The sequence below is a fragment of the Klebsiella quasivariicola genome, from assembly GCF_002269255.1.
Lineage (GTDB): Bacteria > Pseudomonadota > Gammaproteobacteria > Enterobacterales > Enterobacteriaceae > Klebsiella > Klebsiella quasivariicola.
This window is the reverse complement of the sequence record NZ_CP022823.1, coordinates 1,715,426-1,729,523: the sequence shown is the minus strand read 5'-3', so window position 1 is coordinate 1,729,523 and position 14,098 is coordinate 1,715,426. Positions and strand designations below refer to the sequence as shown.

The following is a 14,098-nucleotide window of genomic DNA, read 5'->3' as shown; positions in this document are numbered from 1 at the left end:
TACGGTTAGCGATAAAATAAATCACATGGCAATTCCGCCAAACTGGTATATCATTTTTGATATATTACTGATATCAGGCAGCGATAAGATGTTGAAAGACTTCAAAATGGATGAACTCAGAATCATCAGCACCATCGCCGAAACCGCCAGCGTGAGCCGGGCCGCTCAGCGCCTGAATATGCCCCAGTCTAACGTCTCACGAACGCTGACCAGCGTGGAGCGGAAAGTCGGGCTGGCTATTTTCCTGCGCACCGCTAAAGAACTGGTGCGCACCGAGTTTGGCGAACAGTTTATTCACGCCAGCCGCGCCGTTCTTGAGCAGCACGAGCAGCTTATCAACCTTGCCGACCGTTATAAGAACACGCTGCAGGGCGCAGTCACCCTCGGGGCCCCTATCGGCATCCATCAATTTCTTGGGCGATATATTTTGCCAGCGTTGAGAAAAACCCTTCCGCAGTTGCAGATCAATCTGGTCACCCGCAACCCCAGCGAGCGGGAACAGAAATACGGCGCGATCTTCAATAGCGACTGCGATCTGCTGATTAGCCCTTTTAAGCCGCAAAATGAAAATCTTATCGCCCGTCCCTTTACCCGCTTTCGTACCGGCGTCTTTGCCTCACCAGACTACCTGGCGCAACATCCTCTCGCCGAGCCAGAGGCGCTGGTGGATCATGAGTGCATTACTCTGCGGATGCTGGGCGGCAGCGACAATATCTGGACGTTCAAAAGTAAAAGCGGCGAGCCGCTCGACCTCAGCGTTAGAGGGGGATTTGTGTGCGATAACACGCTGCCGGCGGTGGAGCTGGCGAAGCTGGGGATGGGGATCGTGTATGCGCCCTATTATTCACTCGCTACCGAGCTGGCAGCAGGGCAGCTGGTTCCCTGTCTGAAAAAAGAGCGCTGTATCGACCTGCAGGCCTGGCTAATCTACCAGCGGCGGGACATTCTTCCGTTACGCGTGCAGGCGCTGCTCGACGGCCTCAGCGCCCATATTAAAAATCTGTCTCACCTGCTGCTTTAAGCTCAGGGCGCGGTGGCCAGCTCAAGATCCAGCAGCCAGGTAATGGCTTCATCGCGGTGGGTGAAGCACATCTCCGGTGAGGGCTGCAGGCTGGCGCACACTTTCGGGCGCAAAGGAGAGCCAAAAATCAGGCATAAGTTGTGCTCGGAGAGCTGGATACAGCGGGTATTAGCCGGCTTCCCCTGCGGCATGCCGGGGATCGGCGATGATATAGAGGGGGCGATGCAACATGCGCCACAATCAGTACGACATTCCACAACCCGGCTCCCGAACGCTCATTTTGCGCCACAGCCTAAACGTTTTGCCAGAAGATAGCAAAACTCGCGAATTCCGCTTGCCTGAACGCCCGGGCGCGAGTAGTTTTACGCGATATTTTTGACTCGTTAAGTGACAGGATTACTGCAATGCCAAGAGCGAATGAAATTAAAAAAGGTATGGTGCTGAATTACAACGGCAAGCTGCTGATTGTGAAAAATATTGATATTCAGTCACCCAGCGCCCGTGGTGCTGCGACACTGTATAAAATGCGCTTCTCCGACGTGCGCACCGGCCTGAAAGTGGAAGAACGCTTCAAAGGCGACGATATCGTCGATACCGTGACCCTGACCCGCCGTTTCGTTGATTTCTCCTACGTCGATGGCAACGAATACGTGTTCATGGATAAAGAAGACTATACCCCTTACACCTTTACCAAAGAGCAGATCGAAGAAGAGCTGCAGTTTATTCCGGAAGGTGGAATGCCGGACATGCAGGTGCTGACCTGGGACGGCCAGCTGCTGGCGCTGGAGCTGCCGCAGACTGTTGATCTGGAAATTATCGAAACCGCACCGGGTATTAAAGGCGCGTCCGCCAGCTCCCGCACCAAGCCAGCCACCATGAGCACCGGCCTGGTGATTCAGGTGCCGGAATACCTGACTACCGGTGAGAAAATCCGCATTCATATCGAAGAGTGCCGCTATATGGGCCGTGCGGATTAATCCACCGTGAGAAGTTGACAAGAAAAAGGACAGCCGCTGGCTGTCCTTTTTATTTGGCGGCGGTATGCCCCTGTTGCCGGATAATTTCCTCAAACACGGTCCGCGTATTGATGCCGGATGGCGGCTGACGCCTTATCCGGCCTACGATCCGGGCGCCCTGTCGTTAAGTTATTCACTATTCTTGCTGAAACTGCCGGTGTTGGCGGCCTCAACATCGCTGAGACGTTCCCGGAAGGCCGGGGCAGCCCGCATGGATGCGGGCTGAGGGCCGTGTTTTGCACGGACGCTGCCTCGGCCCGACCCGAAGCCTGCAGGGATAAGTCGAAGGTACCACGCAGTGGCGATTTTGCTGGCCGGAGCCCGGGGGTACAGGGGGCGGCGGCGACTGGCCGCCCCCTGTGCGCTCCCTGCACCATGAGTAACATAACGCAGAAGAAATATCGGGAGCGCAATCTACCCGGAAATAACAGAGAACACAGGTTTTTCCAGGGTCGACACTGTTGCAAACCGATCACAGTATCTACCCCATTGCGCCGTTATTTTGTCGGGTGATGACGCTTCACTTACCCGACCCGGCTGACGCCCCGACAGTAAAAAGGGACAGCCGCTGGCTGTCCCTTTTATTATCCCTATTACCGCGATTACAGCAGTTCAGGGTATTTGGTCATTTTTAGCGCCAGCTCGACGCCGCGCACTTCCGCCATCCCCTTGAGACGGCCGATCGCCGAATAGCCTGGGTTGGTTTTCTTACGCAGATCGTCGAGCATCTGATGACCATGATCCGGGCGGAATGGGATCGGGCGCAGATCGCCGGCCTGTTTACGCCGCTGCTCTTCACGCAGGATCGCATCCACCACCGCCACCATATTGACGTCGCCGCTGAGGTGCGCCGCCTCGTGGAAGGTTTTCGGGTTCGCTTCACGGCAGGTAGATCGCAGATGGGTGAAATGGATGCGATCGCCAAAGGTCTCCACCATCTTCACCAGATCGTTATCGGCACGCACACCGTACGATCCGGTACACATGGTGAAGCCATTATTAATGCTGTCCACCGTCTCCTTCAGCCATTGCATATCTTCGATGGTCGACACAATACGCGGCAGGCCAAGGATCGGCCGCGGCGGATCGTCCGGATGCACTGCCAGGCGGATCCCGACCTCTTCGCACACCGGCACGATAGCCCGCAGGAAGTAGGCCATATTCTCGCGCAGCTGCGCTTTATCAATATGGTCATATTCCGCCAGGCGCGCGCGGAACTGGTCAAGGGTGTAACCCTCTTCCGCTCCCGGCAGGCCGGCGATGATATTGCGGGTCAGTTTATCGATATCCGCTTCGCTCATCGCCTTGAAATAGACCTCAGCCTGACGCTGCTCTTCTTCGCTGTAATCCGCTTCCGCCCGCGGGCGTTTGAGGATATGCAGCTCAAAGGCGGCGAAGGCGATCTGATCGAAACGCAGCGCCCGGGAGCCGTCCGGCAGTTCATATTCCAGATCGGTGCGCGTCCAGTCGAGGATCGGCATAAAGTTGTAGCACACGGTATCGATGCCGCAGGCCGCGAGGTTGCGGATGCTCTGCTGATAGTTGGCAATCCAGGTCGCATACTCCCCGCTGTGGGTTTTAATATCCTCGTGCACCGGAATGCTTTCGACGACCGACCAGGTCAGCCCTTTTTCTGCTAACAGCGCCTGACGCGCTTTAATTTCATCTACCGGCCAGACCTGACCGTTTGCAATATGGTGCAGCGCGGTGACGACGCCGGTCGCCCCCGCCTGCCGTACATCATCAAGCGATACCGGATCGTTCGGCCCATACCACCGCCAGGTTTGCTCCATCGCTATGCCCTCAAAAAGTTGTTATACCAATAATGGCGACACTCATGACGACTACCATACATGTTTCTCACCAGGCTGCAAACAGTGCCGGCGCATTGATTGATCCAGCTCACAGTCAGCGGATAATTTCGGCTTACCAATTTAAATTCCTGTCATATAACTTTAGACTGGCAATGTTAATATGCAGTTAAACAGGTGTGTGAAGAATGACAACAATTGCAACCGCTACGCTACCGGAGAGCGTGCAACGTCCTCAGTACGATCGCAGCCAGCTCCGCTCGCGTATTGTCCATTTCGGCTTTGGCGCGTTTCATCGCGCGCACCAGGCGCTGCTGACCGATCGCGTGCTGAATAACGGCGGCGGCGACTGGGGGATCTGTGAAATTAGTCTGTTCAGCGGCGATACGCTGATGAGCCAGCTTCGCGAACAGGACCACCTGTTTACCGTGCTGGAAAAAGGCGCCGACGGTAACCAGCCTATCGTGATCGGCGCAGTGCACGAATGCCTGAACGCCAGGCTCGATTCACTGGCGGCGATTATTGAAAAATTTTGCGAGCCGCAGGTGGCGATTGTCTCGCTGACCATCACCGAAAAAGGCTACTGCATCGATCCGGCGACCGGCGAGCTGGATCCAATGCACCCGCGCATCCTTCACGATCTGGAAAATCCGACGCTGCCGCAATCAGCTCCTGGTATTTTAGTCGAAGCGCTGGCCCGCCGCCGGGATCGCGGCCTGCCGCCCTTTACCGTACTCTCCTGCGATAATATCCCCGACAACGGCCACGTGGTGAAAAATGCCGTCCTCGGCATGGCGGAAAAACGCAGCCCGGCGCTAGCGAGCTGGATCGCCGACAACGTCAGTTTCCCGGGCACCATGGTGGATCGTATTGTTCCCGCTGCCACTCCGGAGTCGCTGGCGGAAATCGCCGCCGTGCTGGGGGTGGAAGATCCCTGCGCCATCAGCTGCGAACCCTTCATTCAGTGGGTGGTCGAAGACCACTTTGTCGCCGGGCGCCCCGCCTGGGAGACGGCAGGCGTGCAGATGACCGACAACGTGCTGCCGTGGGAACAGATGAAACTGCGGATGCTCAACGGTAGCCACTCTTTCCTCGCCTGGCTTGGCTATCTGGCTGGCCATGCTCACGTCAGCGACTGCATGCGGGATGACATCTTCCGCCACGCCGCACGCCAGTTGATGCTTGACGAACAGGCCCCGACGCTGACCATTACCGGCGTCGATCTACTGGCCTATGCCGACAGTCTGATCGCGCGCTTCAGCAATCCGGCGCTCAAACACCGCACCTGGCAAATCGCCATGGACGGCAGCCAGAAGCTGCCGCAGCGGATGCTCGACGGCATCCGCGTGCATCTTGAGCGCGGTAGCCGCTGGCCGCTGCTGGCCCTCGGCGTTGCCGGCTGGATGCGCTACGTCAGCGGCACTGACGATGCCGGTCAGGCAATCGACGTGCGCGACCCGCTGATTGATAAGATCCAGCAACGGGTCGCGCAGAGCGATGAACCGCAGCGCGTTGATGCCCTGCTGGAACTGGAAGAGATATTTGGCCGCGATCTGCCACAGAACGCGCAGTTCGTCGCCGGGATCCGCGCCGCCTGGCAACAGCTGGCGACGCACGGTGCCCGCGAGGCCGTTGCCCGTGCGTTGAATTCTTAACAATATTTGCGCTTATGCGGACAGAATCCTCTTCTGTCCGCCTCAGGACTTCTCTTTTCCCCCTTTTTTCGTCAGGATAGACGTAACTGTTACAACATTACATTTATCCTGGAGAAAAGAGTGACCAGAACCAATTTGATCACCGGCTTTCTCGGCAGCGGTAAGACGACCTCAATTCTTCATCTGCTGGCGCAGAAGCCTGCGGATGAAAAATGGGCCGTACTGGTGAATGAGTTCGGCGAAGTCGGGATTGACGGCGCACTGCTGGCCGACAGTGGCGCCTTGCTCAAAGAGATCCCCGGCGGCTGTATGTGCTGCGTCAATGGCCTGCCAATGCAGGTTGGGCTGAATACTCTGCTGCGCCAGGGCAAACCCGATCGGCTGCTGATCGAACCCACCGGTCTGGGCCACCCAAAGCAGATCCTCGATATCCTCACCGCGGCGGTATATGAGCCCTGGATCGATCTGCGCGCCACCCTGTGCATCCTCGATCCCCGCCAGTTGCTGGATGAGAAAGTCGTCAACAATGACAACTTCCGCGATCAGCTGGCCGCGGCGGATATTATTGTGGCCAATAAAAGCGATCGGGAAACGCCCGAAAGTGCCCGGGCGCTAGCTGACTGGTGGCTGCGCTGGGGTGGCGATCGCCGCCAGGTATTGGCGACCCAGGGCAATATCGACCTCGCTCTGCTCAATGAACCGCGGCGCAACACCGCCCCGCTGCCGGCGAGTGCGGAACATATTCATCATTCTCACCCAACCAGCGGTCTCGCCGCGCTCAGCCTTCCCGAGCACCAGCGCTGGCGCCGCCATTTGAATAGCGGCCAGGGTTATCAGGCCTGCGGCTGGATCTTCGACGCGGAAACGGTCTTTGACACCATCGGCCTGCTCGAATGGGCCCGGCTGGCGCCCGTGGCGCGCGTGAAAGGAGTGATGCGCATTGCAGAAGGGAGCGTGCGGATCAACCGCCAGGGCGAGGATCTGCATATCGAGACCCTCAGCGTTGCTCCGCCCGATAGCCGGATCGAGCTTATCTCCGCCAATGAAGCCGACTGGAACGCACTGCAGTCCTCACTGTTGAGGCTTCGTTTAAGTTAAGGCGGCTAAGGTTGCCGCCGACTGTCACAAAATCGCAATGGCTATGATGAAAAACCGAATTCCTTTAATTCTGCTACTTAACATCGCGGGTGTGGCGCTATTTTGCTCCTGGTATCTGCCAGCCAACCATGGCGCGTGGTTGCCGGTCGACTCCGCGATCTTCCATTTCTTTAACCATGGCGTCAGCGTCAGTCATGCTTATGCCTGGCTGTTGGCGATCATCAACAATCGCGCCTTCGACGCCTGTTCGCTGCTGGCGATGGGCTGCCTGATGCTCAGCTACTGGCTTAAAGCACCGGCGGCCGGACGTCGTCAGATCGCTATCATGGGCCTGGTGATGCTGCTGGCGGCAGTGATCATCAACCAACTGGCGCAGCATCTGATGCCGGTTCAACGCGCCAGTCCGTCGCTCTTTTTCGACGATATCACTCGCGTCAGCGATGTGGTTAACTTCCCTACCAAGGATGCCTCGAAAGACAGCTTCCCGGGCGACCATGGGATGATGCTGCTGATCTTCGCGAGCTTTATGTGGCGCTATTTCGGCTGCCGTGCGCTGGCCGTGGCGCTGGTGATAGTGGTGGTCTTTGCGTTCCCTCGCGTCATGATTGGCGCCCACTGGTTCAGCGATATTGCCGTCGGCTCCCTGAGCGCCGTTCTGATTGGCGTACCGTGGGTATTAATGACGCCGCTGAGCGATAAATTGATCGCCTTCTTCGATCGCTACTTGCCCGGCGGAGTATCGGCGAAATAATGTCTCCGGCGCTGGCTGGTCGCATTACCTATAAGGGGACCTTTTGGGTCCCTTTTTTCATTTGTTCTTTTTTTAAACATAACGTTCATCTTCTTGTCACATTATTCCCCTGACAAATGAAGGAATTGTCTGTTTTTTACCCGTTATTGACGCTATTTTGTCCTTTCCCGATGATTCACTTTTTGTCACCAAAATACTTATAAGAAATCGCGCAAAACCGCTCGCCATGCGGCGTTTGATAGGGTAATCTCGTTCTCGTTTTGCCTTTTCCGCAACATTAATTCAGAGCATGAATAAATTTGTGCGTGACTGCACAAATTTAACCTTAAGGAATTGTCTCATTGCGGATGGGTATTTAGGCTCTAACACGTTTGGCATTTTTTATAACGACATTGTCGTTAAGGACAACAAGGGAAAATAAACAGCATGGTCAAATCTCAGCCGATTTTGAGATACATCTTGCGGGTAGCCCCCGCGATTGCAGTAGCGGTTCTGCTTTCCGCGTGTAGTTCAACAAGTACCGCCAGGAATATGCATTCTGAGACGCATGCTGTGGGTAGTGGCGATTTATCATCACTGCAAGCCTCTCAGGATGAATTTGAAACAATGGTCCGTAACCTGGACGTGAAGTCCCGTTTGATGGATCAGTATGCCAGCTGGAAAGGCGTGCGTTACCGCCTCGGCGGCAGCACTCGCAAAGGCATTGACTGCTCAGCATTTGTGCAGCGCACCTTCCGCGAACAATTTGGTCTGGAACTGCCGCGTTCAACCTCTGAACAGCAGGAAACCGGAAAATCGATTTCCCGTACCCAGCTGCGGACTGGCGATCTGGTTCTGTTCCGTGCCGGTTCTACTGGCCGCCATGTCGGGATCTACCTCGGCAACAACCAGTTCGTTCACGCCTCCACCAGCAGCGGAGTGACCATCTCCAGCATGGATGAGCCGTACTGGAAAAAGCGTTATAACGAAGCGCGTCGAGTTCTGAGCCGCTCGTAAACTGTCCTCTACCGCCGCCGGTTATCCCTTGGCTGGAAGCGGGATAAAAAAACACTGCCCCGGCAGTGTTTTTTTTTGCCACCGGATTCTCAACGACGCAAAATAAGCTATGCCTTTTAAGTGGGAAAGAAAAAACGACGACTTCCACCCCGTTGATGCGCTTCAATAACACGGAAAAAATCTGGCTATGCTGACTCGCTACTTTTCGCCCCAGCGTAACACCTGGTTAATCAGCCTGTGCGTGGGGATTATCGTCGCGTTATTGGCCGGTAGCATTCAATTTATGGTGATTTACCATAACCGGGCAGAGCGTTTCGACGTCATTATCAATAACGTCAACTCCTATCTGAAAAGCTACTTTCACAATCTGCGCCAGACCATTGACGGCCTGCAGCCGCTGGTGGACCAACCCTGTGAAAATATCGACTCCGGGCTCACCTCCCATGCCGCGTTCAGTCCTAACGTTCGCGCTTTTCTGCTGGTAAAAAATGGCGTCGTCTTTTGCTCCTCCGCGACCGGGACGATGAATACCCCCCTCAGCCAGCTCATCCCGACTATCGATATCCGCAAGCCCGTTGATATGGCGATTTTGCCGGGCACCCCGATGATGCCGAAGAGTGCAGCCCTGGCGCTGTGGGTAAGCAAACCCGATGATGCAAACAGCGGCATCTTCGTGTCGATTAACGCTAATCTCACGCCGTATATTCTCTATTCCGCACGGCAAAACGATTTCAGCGGTATTGCGCTGGCGATTGGCCACACCGCCATCTCCACCTTCAGTAACCGGCTGGCGGACCCGCAAGCCCTGCACAACACTCCGATCCGCCAGGTACAGATCGACGGTTTACCGCTCAAGGTCTACCTGTATGCCAACAGCTGGCTGGCGGAAAATACCCAGTTTGCCCTGTTGCTCGGGGTGGTCTGCGGCCTGCTGGCGGGACTGCTCTGCTATTACGTGCTAACGATCAAATCGGATCCGCGCAAATCCATTCTGCTGGGGATCAAAAATAACCAGTTCTATATTGTCTATCAGCCGGTGGTCAATGCGCAGACTCTACAGATCAGCGGCGTAGAGGTACTGATGCGCTGGCGTCATCCGGTGGTGGGTGAAATCCCGCCCGATGTTTTCATTAATCTGGCGGAAACCCAACAGATGATCGTGCCGCTCACCCACCACCTGCTGGCGCTGATCGCCGGCGACGGGCCGGTCCTCAAGCGAATTCTCCCCCGCGGCGTCAAGCTGGGACTCAATATTTCCCCTGCCCATCTGCAGGCCGATAGCTTCCGCGACGATATGCTGCGCTTCGCCGCTGCACTGCCCGCCGATCATTTTCACGTGGTGCTGGAGGTGACGGAGCGGGCCATGATTGATAAAGAAAAATCGATTCCTAACTTTGCCTGGCTTCACCGACAGGGTTTTGAAATCGCGATTGATGATTTTGGCACCGGGCATAGCGCGCTGATCTATCTCGAACGCTACAACTTCGATTACCTGAAAATCGATCGCGGCTTTGTACAGGCGATTGGCACCGAAACCGTTACCTCCCCGGTGCTTGACGCCGTGTTAACCCTCAGCCGCCGGCTGAAGTTAATGACCGTCGCCGAAGGGGTGGAGACCCAGGAACAGGCAGAGTGGCTCCGCGCTCAGGGGGTCAATTTCCTGCAGGGATACTGGATCAGTCGTCCGCTATCGCTGGCGGCGCTGGCGGCCGCGCACGATGAACCCGCGAACTATTTCACAACGCGCTAAGTCTCACTTATGATGCGGGAACAGAGGTCGGCCATGGGGGCTGGCCATGACAGGATATTCTGCCGCCTATGTATGCGCGCCTCTTTCTGATTCTGCTTGCTGTATTGAGCCTGAGCGCTAAAGCGAAAACCATTCAGGAAAGCGTCGCCTTCGCGATTATTGGTGAACCCAAATACGCCGCTGGTTTCAGCCATTTTGATTATGTCGATCCCCGGGCGCCAAAAGGCGGCACCCTCACCCTGGCGGCGATCGGCACCTTTGACAACTTCAACCGTTATGCGCTGCGCGGTAATCCTGCCGTACGCACGGAGGCGCTCTACGATACTCTGTTCACCACCTCGGATGATGAACCAGGCAGCTACTATCCGCTGATAGCCGAGCGGGCGCGCTACGCCGGAGATTATTCATGGATGGAGATCGCCCTCAACCCGCGCGCCCGTTTTCATGACGGCACGCCGATCACCGCCCGCGATGTCGCTTTTACCTTCAATAAGTTTATGACTGAAGGGGTGCCGCAGTTCCGCCTGTTTTATAAAGGCACTACCGTCAAAGCCATCGCGCCGTTGACCGTGCGTATTGACCTCGGCCAGCCCGGTAAGGAGAACATGCTGAGCCTGTTGACCCTGCCGGTGATGCCGGAGGCGTTCTGGCGCGATCACAAACTCAGCGACCCGTTGTCAAAACCGCCGCTGGCCAGCGGACCCTACCGCATCAGCGCCTGGCGAATGGGGCAATACATTACCTATTCCCGGGTCGCCGACTACTGGGCGGCCGACCTGCCGGTCAACCGCGGACGCTGGAACTTCGATACGCTGCGCTATGACTATTATCTTGACGATAACGTCGCTTTTGAAGCCTTTAAAGCCGGGGGCGTCGACCGCCGGGAAGAGACCGTCGCCAAGAACTGGGCCACCCGCTATGTTGGTCGCAACTTCAGCCGCGGCTACATCATTAAAGATGAGCATGCCAACACCTCAGCACAGGATACCCAGTGGCTGGCGTTCAATATTCAGCGCCCGGTTTTTGCCGATCGCCGGGTGCGGCAGGCCATAACTCTGGCGTTTGATTTTGAATGGATGAACAAAGCGCTGTTTTACAGCGCCTATCAGCGCGCCAACAGCTATTTCCAGAATACCGACTATGCCGCCCGCGGCCTGCCCGACGCGGCCGAACTGGCGCTGCTAACGCCGATGAAAAATGAACTCCCGCCCGAGCTTTTCAGCCAGGTTTACCAGCCACCGGTCTCCCGGGGCGATGGCTTCGACCGCGATAACTTACTTAAAGCCGACGCCCTGCTCAATGCCGCAGGCTGGACGGTGAAGAACCAGCGCCGGGTTAACGCCAGCGGCAAGCCGCTGCGCTTTGAGCTGCTGATGCCGGCCGGGGGCAATGACCGCTGGGTGCTGCCGTTTCAGCACAACCTGCAGCGTCTGGGGATCGTTATGGATATCCGCCAGGTCGATAACTCGCAGTACAGCAACCGCCGCCGCAGCCGCGATTACGACATGATGCCGAGCCTGTGGCGCGCCATGCCCTGGCCTGGCACCGACCTGCAAATCTCCTGGGCATCCGACTACATTCATTCCAGCTACAACGCCCCCGGCGTGCAAAGCCCGGTGGTGGATAAACTGATAGCGCAGATCCTGCAGTGGCAGGGTAATAAGGAGAAGTTGCTCCCCCTGGGACGGGCGCTCGACCGTGTGCTCACCTGGAATAACTACATGTTGCCGATGTGGTATATGGCACAGGACCGCACCGCATGGTGGAATAAATTCTCTTTTCCCGCGACCCGTCCTGTTTATTCATCCGGCCTCGATACCTGGTGGTATGACGCGAAAAAAGCGGCCACCCTTCCCGCGGACAGACGCTAAGGATAAATCATGGGCAGCTACCTGATCCGCCGTTTACTGTTAGTGATCCCCACTCTGTGGGCCATCATCACCATTAATTTTTTTATTGTGCAGATCGCGCCGGGCGGCCCGGTCGATCAGGCCATTGCCGCCATAGAGTTTGGTCAGCATGGCGGGATGCCGGGTGCCGGGGACGGCGGAATGGGCGCCAGCCATGCCCGCACCGGCGCAGGCAATATCAGCGAGGGGCACTATCGCGGCGGGCGCGGCCTCGATCCGGAAGTCATCGCCGAGATCACCCACCGCTATGGTTTCGATAAGCCGCTACATGAGCGCTACCTGAAGATGCTGGGCGATTACCTGCGCTTCGATTTTGGCGACAGCCTGTTTCGTAGCGCCTCAGTACTGCAACTGATCAAAGACAGCCTGCCGGTCTCGGTGAGCCTCGGGCTGTGGAGCACGCTGATTATCTATCTGGTCTCCATTCCGCTGGGCATCCGCAAAGCCGTGAGTAACGGCAGCCGCTTTGACATCTGGAGCAGTACGCTGATTATTATTGGCTATGCGATCCCCGCTTTTCTGTTCGCTATCCTGCTGATCGTGATTTTTGCCGGCGGCAGCTATTTCGACCTCTTCCCGCTGCGCGGTCTGGTCTCACCGAACTTCGACACCCTTCCCTGGTATCAGAAAATCCTCGACTACCTGTGGCACATCACCCTGCCGGTGCTGGCGACGGTGATCGGCGGCTTTGCCGCCCTGACCATGCTGACCAAAAACAGCTTCCTCGACGAGATCCGCAAACAGTATGTGGTCACCGCCCGCGCCAAAGGCGTCGGTGAGAAACAGATCCTCTGGGGACATGTGTTCCGCAACGCCATGCTGCTGGTGATCGCCGGCTTCCCGGCCACTTTTATCAGCATGTTTTTTACCGGTTCGCTGCTGATCGAAGTGATGTTCTCGTTGAATGGCCTGGGGCTGTTGGGCTATGAAGCGACGGTTTCCCGCGACTATCCGGTGATGTTCGGCACGCTCTATATTTTCACCCTGATTGGCCTGCTGCTGAATATCGTCAGCGATATCAGCTATACGCTGGTCGACCCGCGCATTGATTTTGAGGGCCGCTAATGTCTTTTTTCAGTCCCGTTAATCAGGCCCGCTGGGCGCGCTTTCGCCACAACCGCCGCGGCTACTGGTCGCTATGGCTGTTTTTACTTCTCTTCGCCTGCAGCCTCGGCGCCAATCTGCTGGCCAACGATCGCCCGCTGCTGGTGCAGTATCAGGGCCAGCTGTACGTTCCGGTGTTAAAAAACTACACCGAGCAAACGTTCGGTGGTGAGTTTGCCACCGCCGCTGACTATCAGGATCCGTGGCTGAGGCACCAGCTGGCGACTCACGGCTGGGCGTTATGGCCGCCGGTGCGCTTCGGCGCAACGACGATTAATTTTGCCAGCACAGTCCCCTTTCCATCACCCCCCTCGGCCAGCAACTGGCTTGGCACCGACGCCAACGGCGGCGATGTGCTGGCGCGGATCCTCTATGGTACGCGGATCTCAGTGCTCTTCGGCCTGCTGCTGACCCTGTTCTCCAGTGTGCTCGGGGTGCTGGCCGGGGCGATACAGGGTTACTACGGCGGTAAAATCGATCTCTGGGGGCAGCGCTTTATCGAGGTCTGGTCCGGTATGCCCACCCTGTTTCTGATCATCCTGCTCTCGAGTGTCGTGCAGCCTGGCTTCTGGTGGCTGCTGGCGATCACTGTCATTTTTGGCTGGATGACGCTGGTGGGCGTGGTGCGCGCTGAATTTCTCCGTACCCGTAACTACGACTACATCCGGGCGGCGCAGGCGCTAGGGGTCAGCGACCGGCAAATTATCCTGCGGCATATGCTGCCCAACGCGATAGTGGCCACCCTCACCTTCCTGCCTTTTATTTTGTGCAGCTCCATTACCACGCTAACGTCGCTGGATTTTCTCGGCTTCGGCCTGCCGCTGGGCTCTCCGTCTCTCGGCGAGCTGCTGCTGCAGGGAAAAAACAATTTGCAGGCGCCGTGGCTGGGCATTGCCGCGTTTCTCTCCGTCGCCGTACTGCTGACGCTGTTGATTTTTATCGGTGAAGCGGTTCGCGACGCCTTTGACCCGAGTAAGGCGGTGTAA

The 14,098-nt window shown here is 56.8% G+C and carries 12 protein-coding genes; 10 read left to right on the top strand and 2 right to left on the bottom strand.

The genetic code is table 11. The features are described from left to right. Positions 1-88 precede the first annotated feature (88 nt). On the top strand, positions 89-1,021 hold the full coding sequence (locus B8P98_RS08790) for a LysR family transcriptional regulator (protein ID WP_025714776.1): 933 nt from the start codon (positions 89-91) through the stop codon (positions 1,019-1,021). Positions 1,022-1,023: 2 nt separating this feature from the next. Here the strand turns inward: B8P98_RS08790 and B8P98_RS08785 are convergent, their stop codons facing one another. Then, positions 1,024-1,278, bottom strand: coding sequence for a YkgJ family cysteine cluster protein (locus B8P98_RS08785; protein WP_025714775.1), 255 nt, complete (start codon positions 1,276-1,278; stop codon positions 1,024-1,026). Positions 1,279-1,425: 147 nt separating this feature from the next. On the opposite strand from B8P98_RS08785, the gene yeiP reads away from it, so the two are divergent. Beyond that, a complete protein-coding gene (yeiP, locus tag B8P98_RS08780) occupies positions 1,426-1,998 on the top strand; it encodes an elongation factor P-like protein YeiP (RefSeq protein ID WP_002912951.1) in 573 nt (190 codons plus the stop codon). Positions 1,999-2,639: 641 nt separating this feature from the next. Here yeiP and uxuA read toward each other — a convergent pair. Then, complete coding sequence (gene uxuA / locus B8P98_RS08765) at positions 2,640-3,830, bottom strand: mannonate dehydratase (protein ID WP_025711639.1); 1,191 nt, start codon at positions 3,828-3,830, stop codon at positions 2,640-2,642. A 206-nt stretch (positions 3,831-4,036) separates the two neighbouring features. Between uxuA and B8P98_RS08760 the strand changes: the two genes are divergently transcribed. The 8 genes from B8P98_RS08760 to B8P98_RS08725 all read left to right on the top strand — a co-directional run bounded on the left by B8P98_RS08760 (position 4,037) and on the right by B8P98_RS08725 (position 14,098). After that, complete coding sequence (locus B8P98_RS08760; protein WP_095032883.1) at positions 4,037-5,503, top strand: mannitol dehydrogenase family protein; 1,467 nt, start codon at positions 4,037-4,039, stop codon at positions 5,501-5,503. 120 nt (positions 5,504-5,623) lie between these two features. After that, positions 5,624-6,601 carry a CobW family GTP-binding protein gene (locus B8P98_RS08755; RefSeq protein ID WP_025711636.1) on the top strand — a complete coding sequence of 326 codons (978 nt, stop codon included), beginning with the start codon at positions 5,624-5,626 and terminating at the stop codon, positions 6,599-6,601. Positions 6,602-6,638: 37 nt separating this feature from the next. Then, entirely contained in the window at positions 6,639-7,352 is a 714-nt protein-coding gene (locus tag B8P98_RS08750; protein ID WP_025711635.1) for a phosphatase PAP2 family protein, read from the top strand. 426 nt (positions 7,353-7,778) lie between these two features. After that, a complete protein-coding gene (gene mepS / locus B8P98_RS08745; protein WP_004201653.1) occupies positions 7,779-8,348 on the top strand; it encodes a bifunctional murein DD-endopeptidase/murein LD-carboxypeptidase in 570 nt (189 codons plus the stop codon). A 187-nt stretch (positions 8,349-8,535) separates the two neighbouring features. Beyond that, positions 8,536-10,098 carry a cyclic di-GMP phosphodiesterase gene (locus tag B8P98_RS08740; RefSeq protein ID WP_025711634.1) on the top strand — a complete coding sequence of 521 codons (1,563 nt, stop codon included), beginning with the start codon at positions 8,536-8,538 and terminating at the stop codon, positions 10,096-10,098. A 68-nt stretch (positions 10,099-10,166) separates the two neighbouring features. Next, on the top strand, positions 10,167-11,969 hold the full coding sequence (locus B8P98_RS08735; protein WP_095032882.1) for an extracellular solute-binding protein: 1,803 nt from the start codon (positions 10,167-10,169) through the stop codon (positions 11,967-11,969). A gap of 9 nt (positions 11,970-11,978) precedes the next feature. Further along, on the top strand, positions 11,979-13,073 hold the full coding sequence (locus B8P98_RS08730; protein ID WP_008804006.1) for a microcin C ABC transporter permease YejB: 1,095 nt from the start codon (positions 11,979-11,981) through the stop codon (positions 13,071-13,073). Beyond that, on the top strand, positions 13,073-14,098 hold the full coding sequence (locus B8P98_RS08725) for a microcin C ABC transporter permease (RefSeq protein ID WP_080896932.1): 1,026 nt from the start codon (positions 13,073-13,075) through the stop codon (positions 14,096-14,098). Before B8P98_RS08730 ends, B8P98_RS08725 begins: the two co-directional genes overlap by 1 nt.

Bases quoted from the DNA above. Each gene is read 5' to 3' on its own strand.
- B8P98_RS08790 (WP_025714776.1), top strand. From the start codon at position 89: ATGTTGAAAGACTTCAAAATGGATGAACTCAGAATCATCAGCACCATC.
- yeiP (WP_002912951.1), top strand. From the start codon at position 1,426: ATGCCAAGAGCGAATGAAATTAAAAAAGGTATGGTGCTGAATTACAAC.
- uxuA (WP_025711639.1), bottom strand. From the start codon at position 3,830: ATGGAGCAAACCTGGCGGTGGTATGGGCCGAACGATCCGGTATCGCTT.
- B8P98_RS08760 (WP_095032883.1), top strand. From the start codon at position 4,037: ATGACAACAATTGCAACCGCTACGCTACCGGAGAGCGTGCAACGTCCT.
- B8P98_RS08750 (WP_025711635.1), top strand. From the start codon at position 6,639: ATGGCTATGATGAAAAACCGAATTCCTTTAATTCTGCTACTTAACATC.
- mepS (WP_004201653.1), top strand. From the start codon at position 7,779: ATGGTCAAATCTCAGCCGATTTTGAGATACATCTTGCGGGTAGCCCCC.
- B8P98_RS08740 (WP_025711634.1), top strand. From the start codon at position 8,536: ATGCTGACTCGCTACTTTTCGCCCCAGCGTAACACCTGGTTAATCAGC.
- B8P98_RS08735 (WP_095032882.1), top strand. From the start codon at position 10,167: ATGTATGCGCGCCTCTTTCTGATTCTGCTTGCTGTATTGAGCCTGAGC.
- B8P98_RS08730 (WP_008804006.1), top strand. From the start codon at position 11,979: ATGGGCAGCTACCTGATCCGCCGTTTACTGTTAGTGATCCCCACTCTG.
- B8P98_RS08725 (WP_080896932.1), top strand. From the start codon at position 13,073: ATGTCTTTTTTCAGTCCCGTTAATCAGGCCCGCTGGGCGCGCTTTCGC.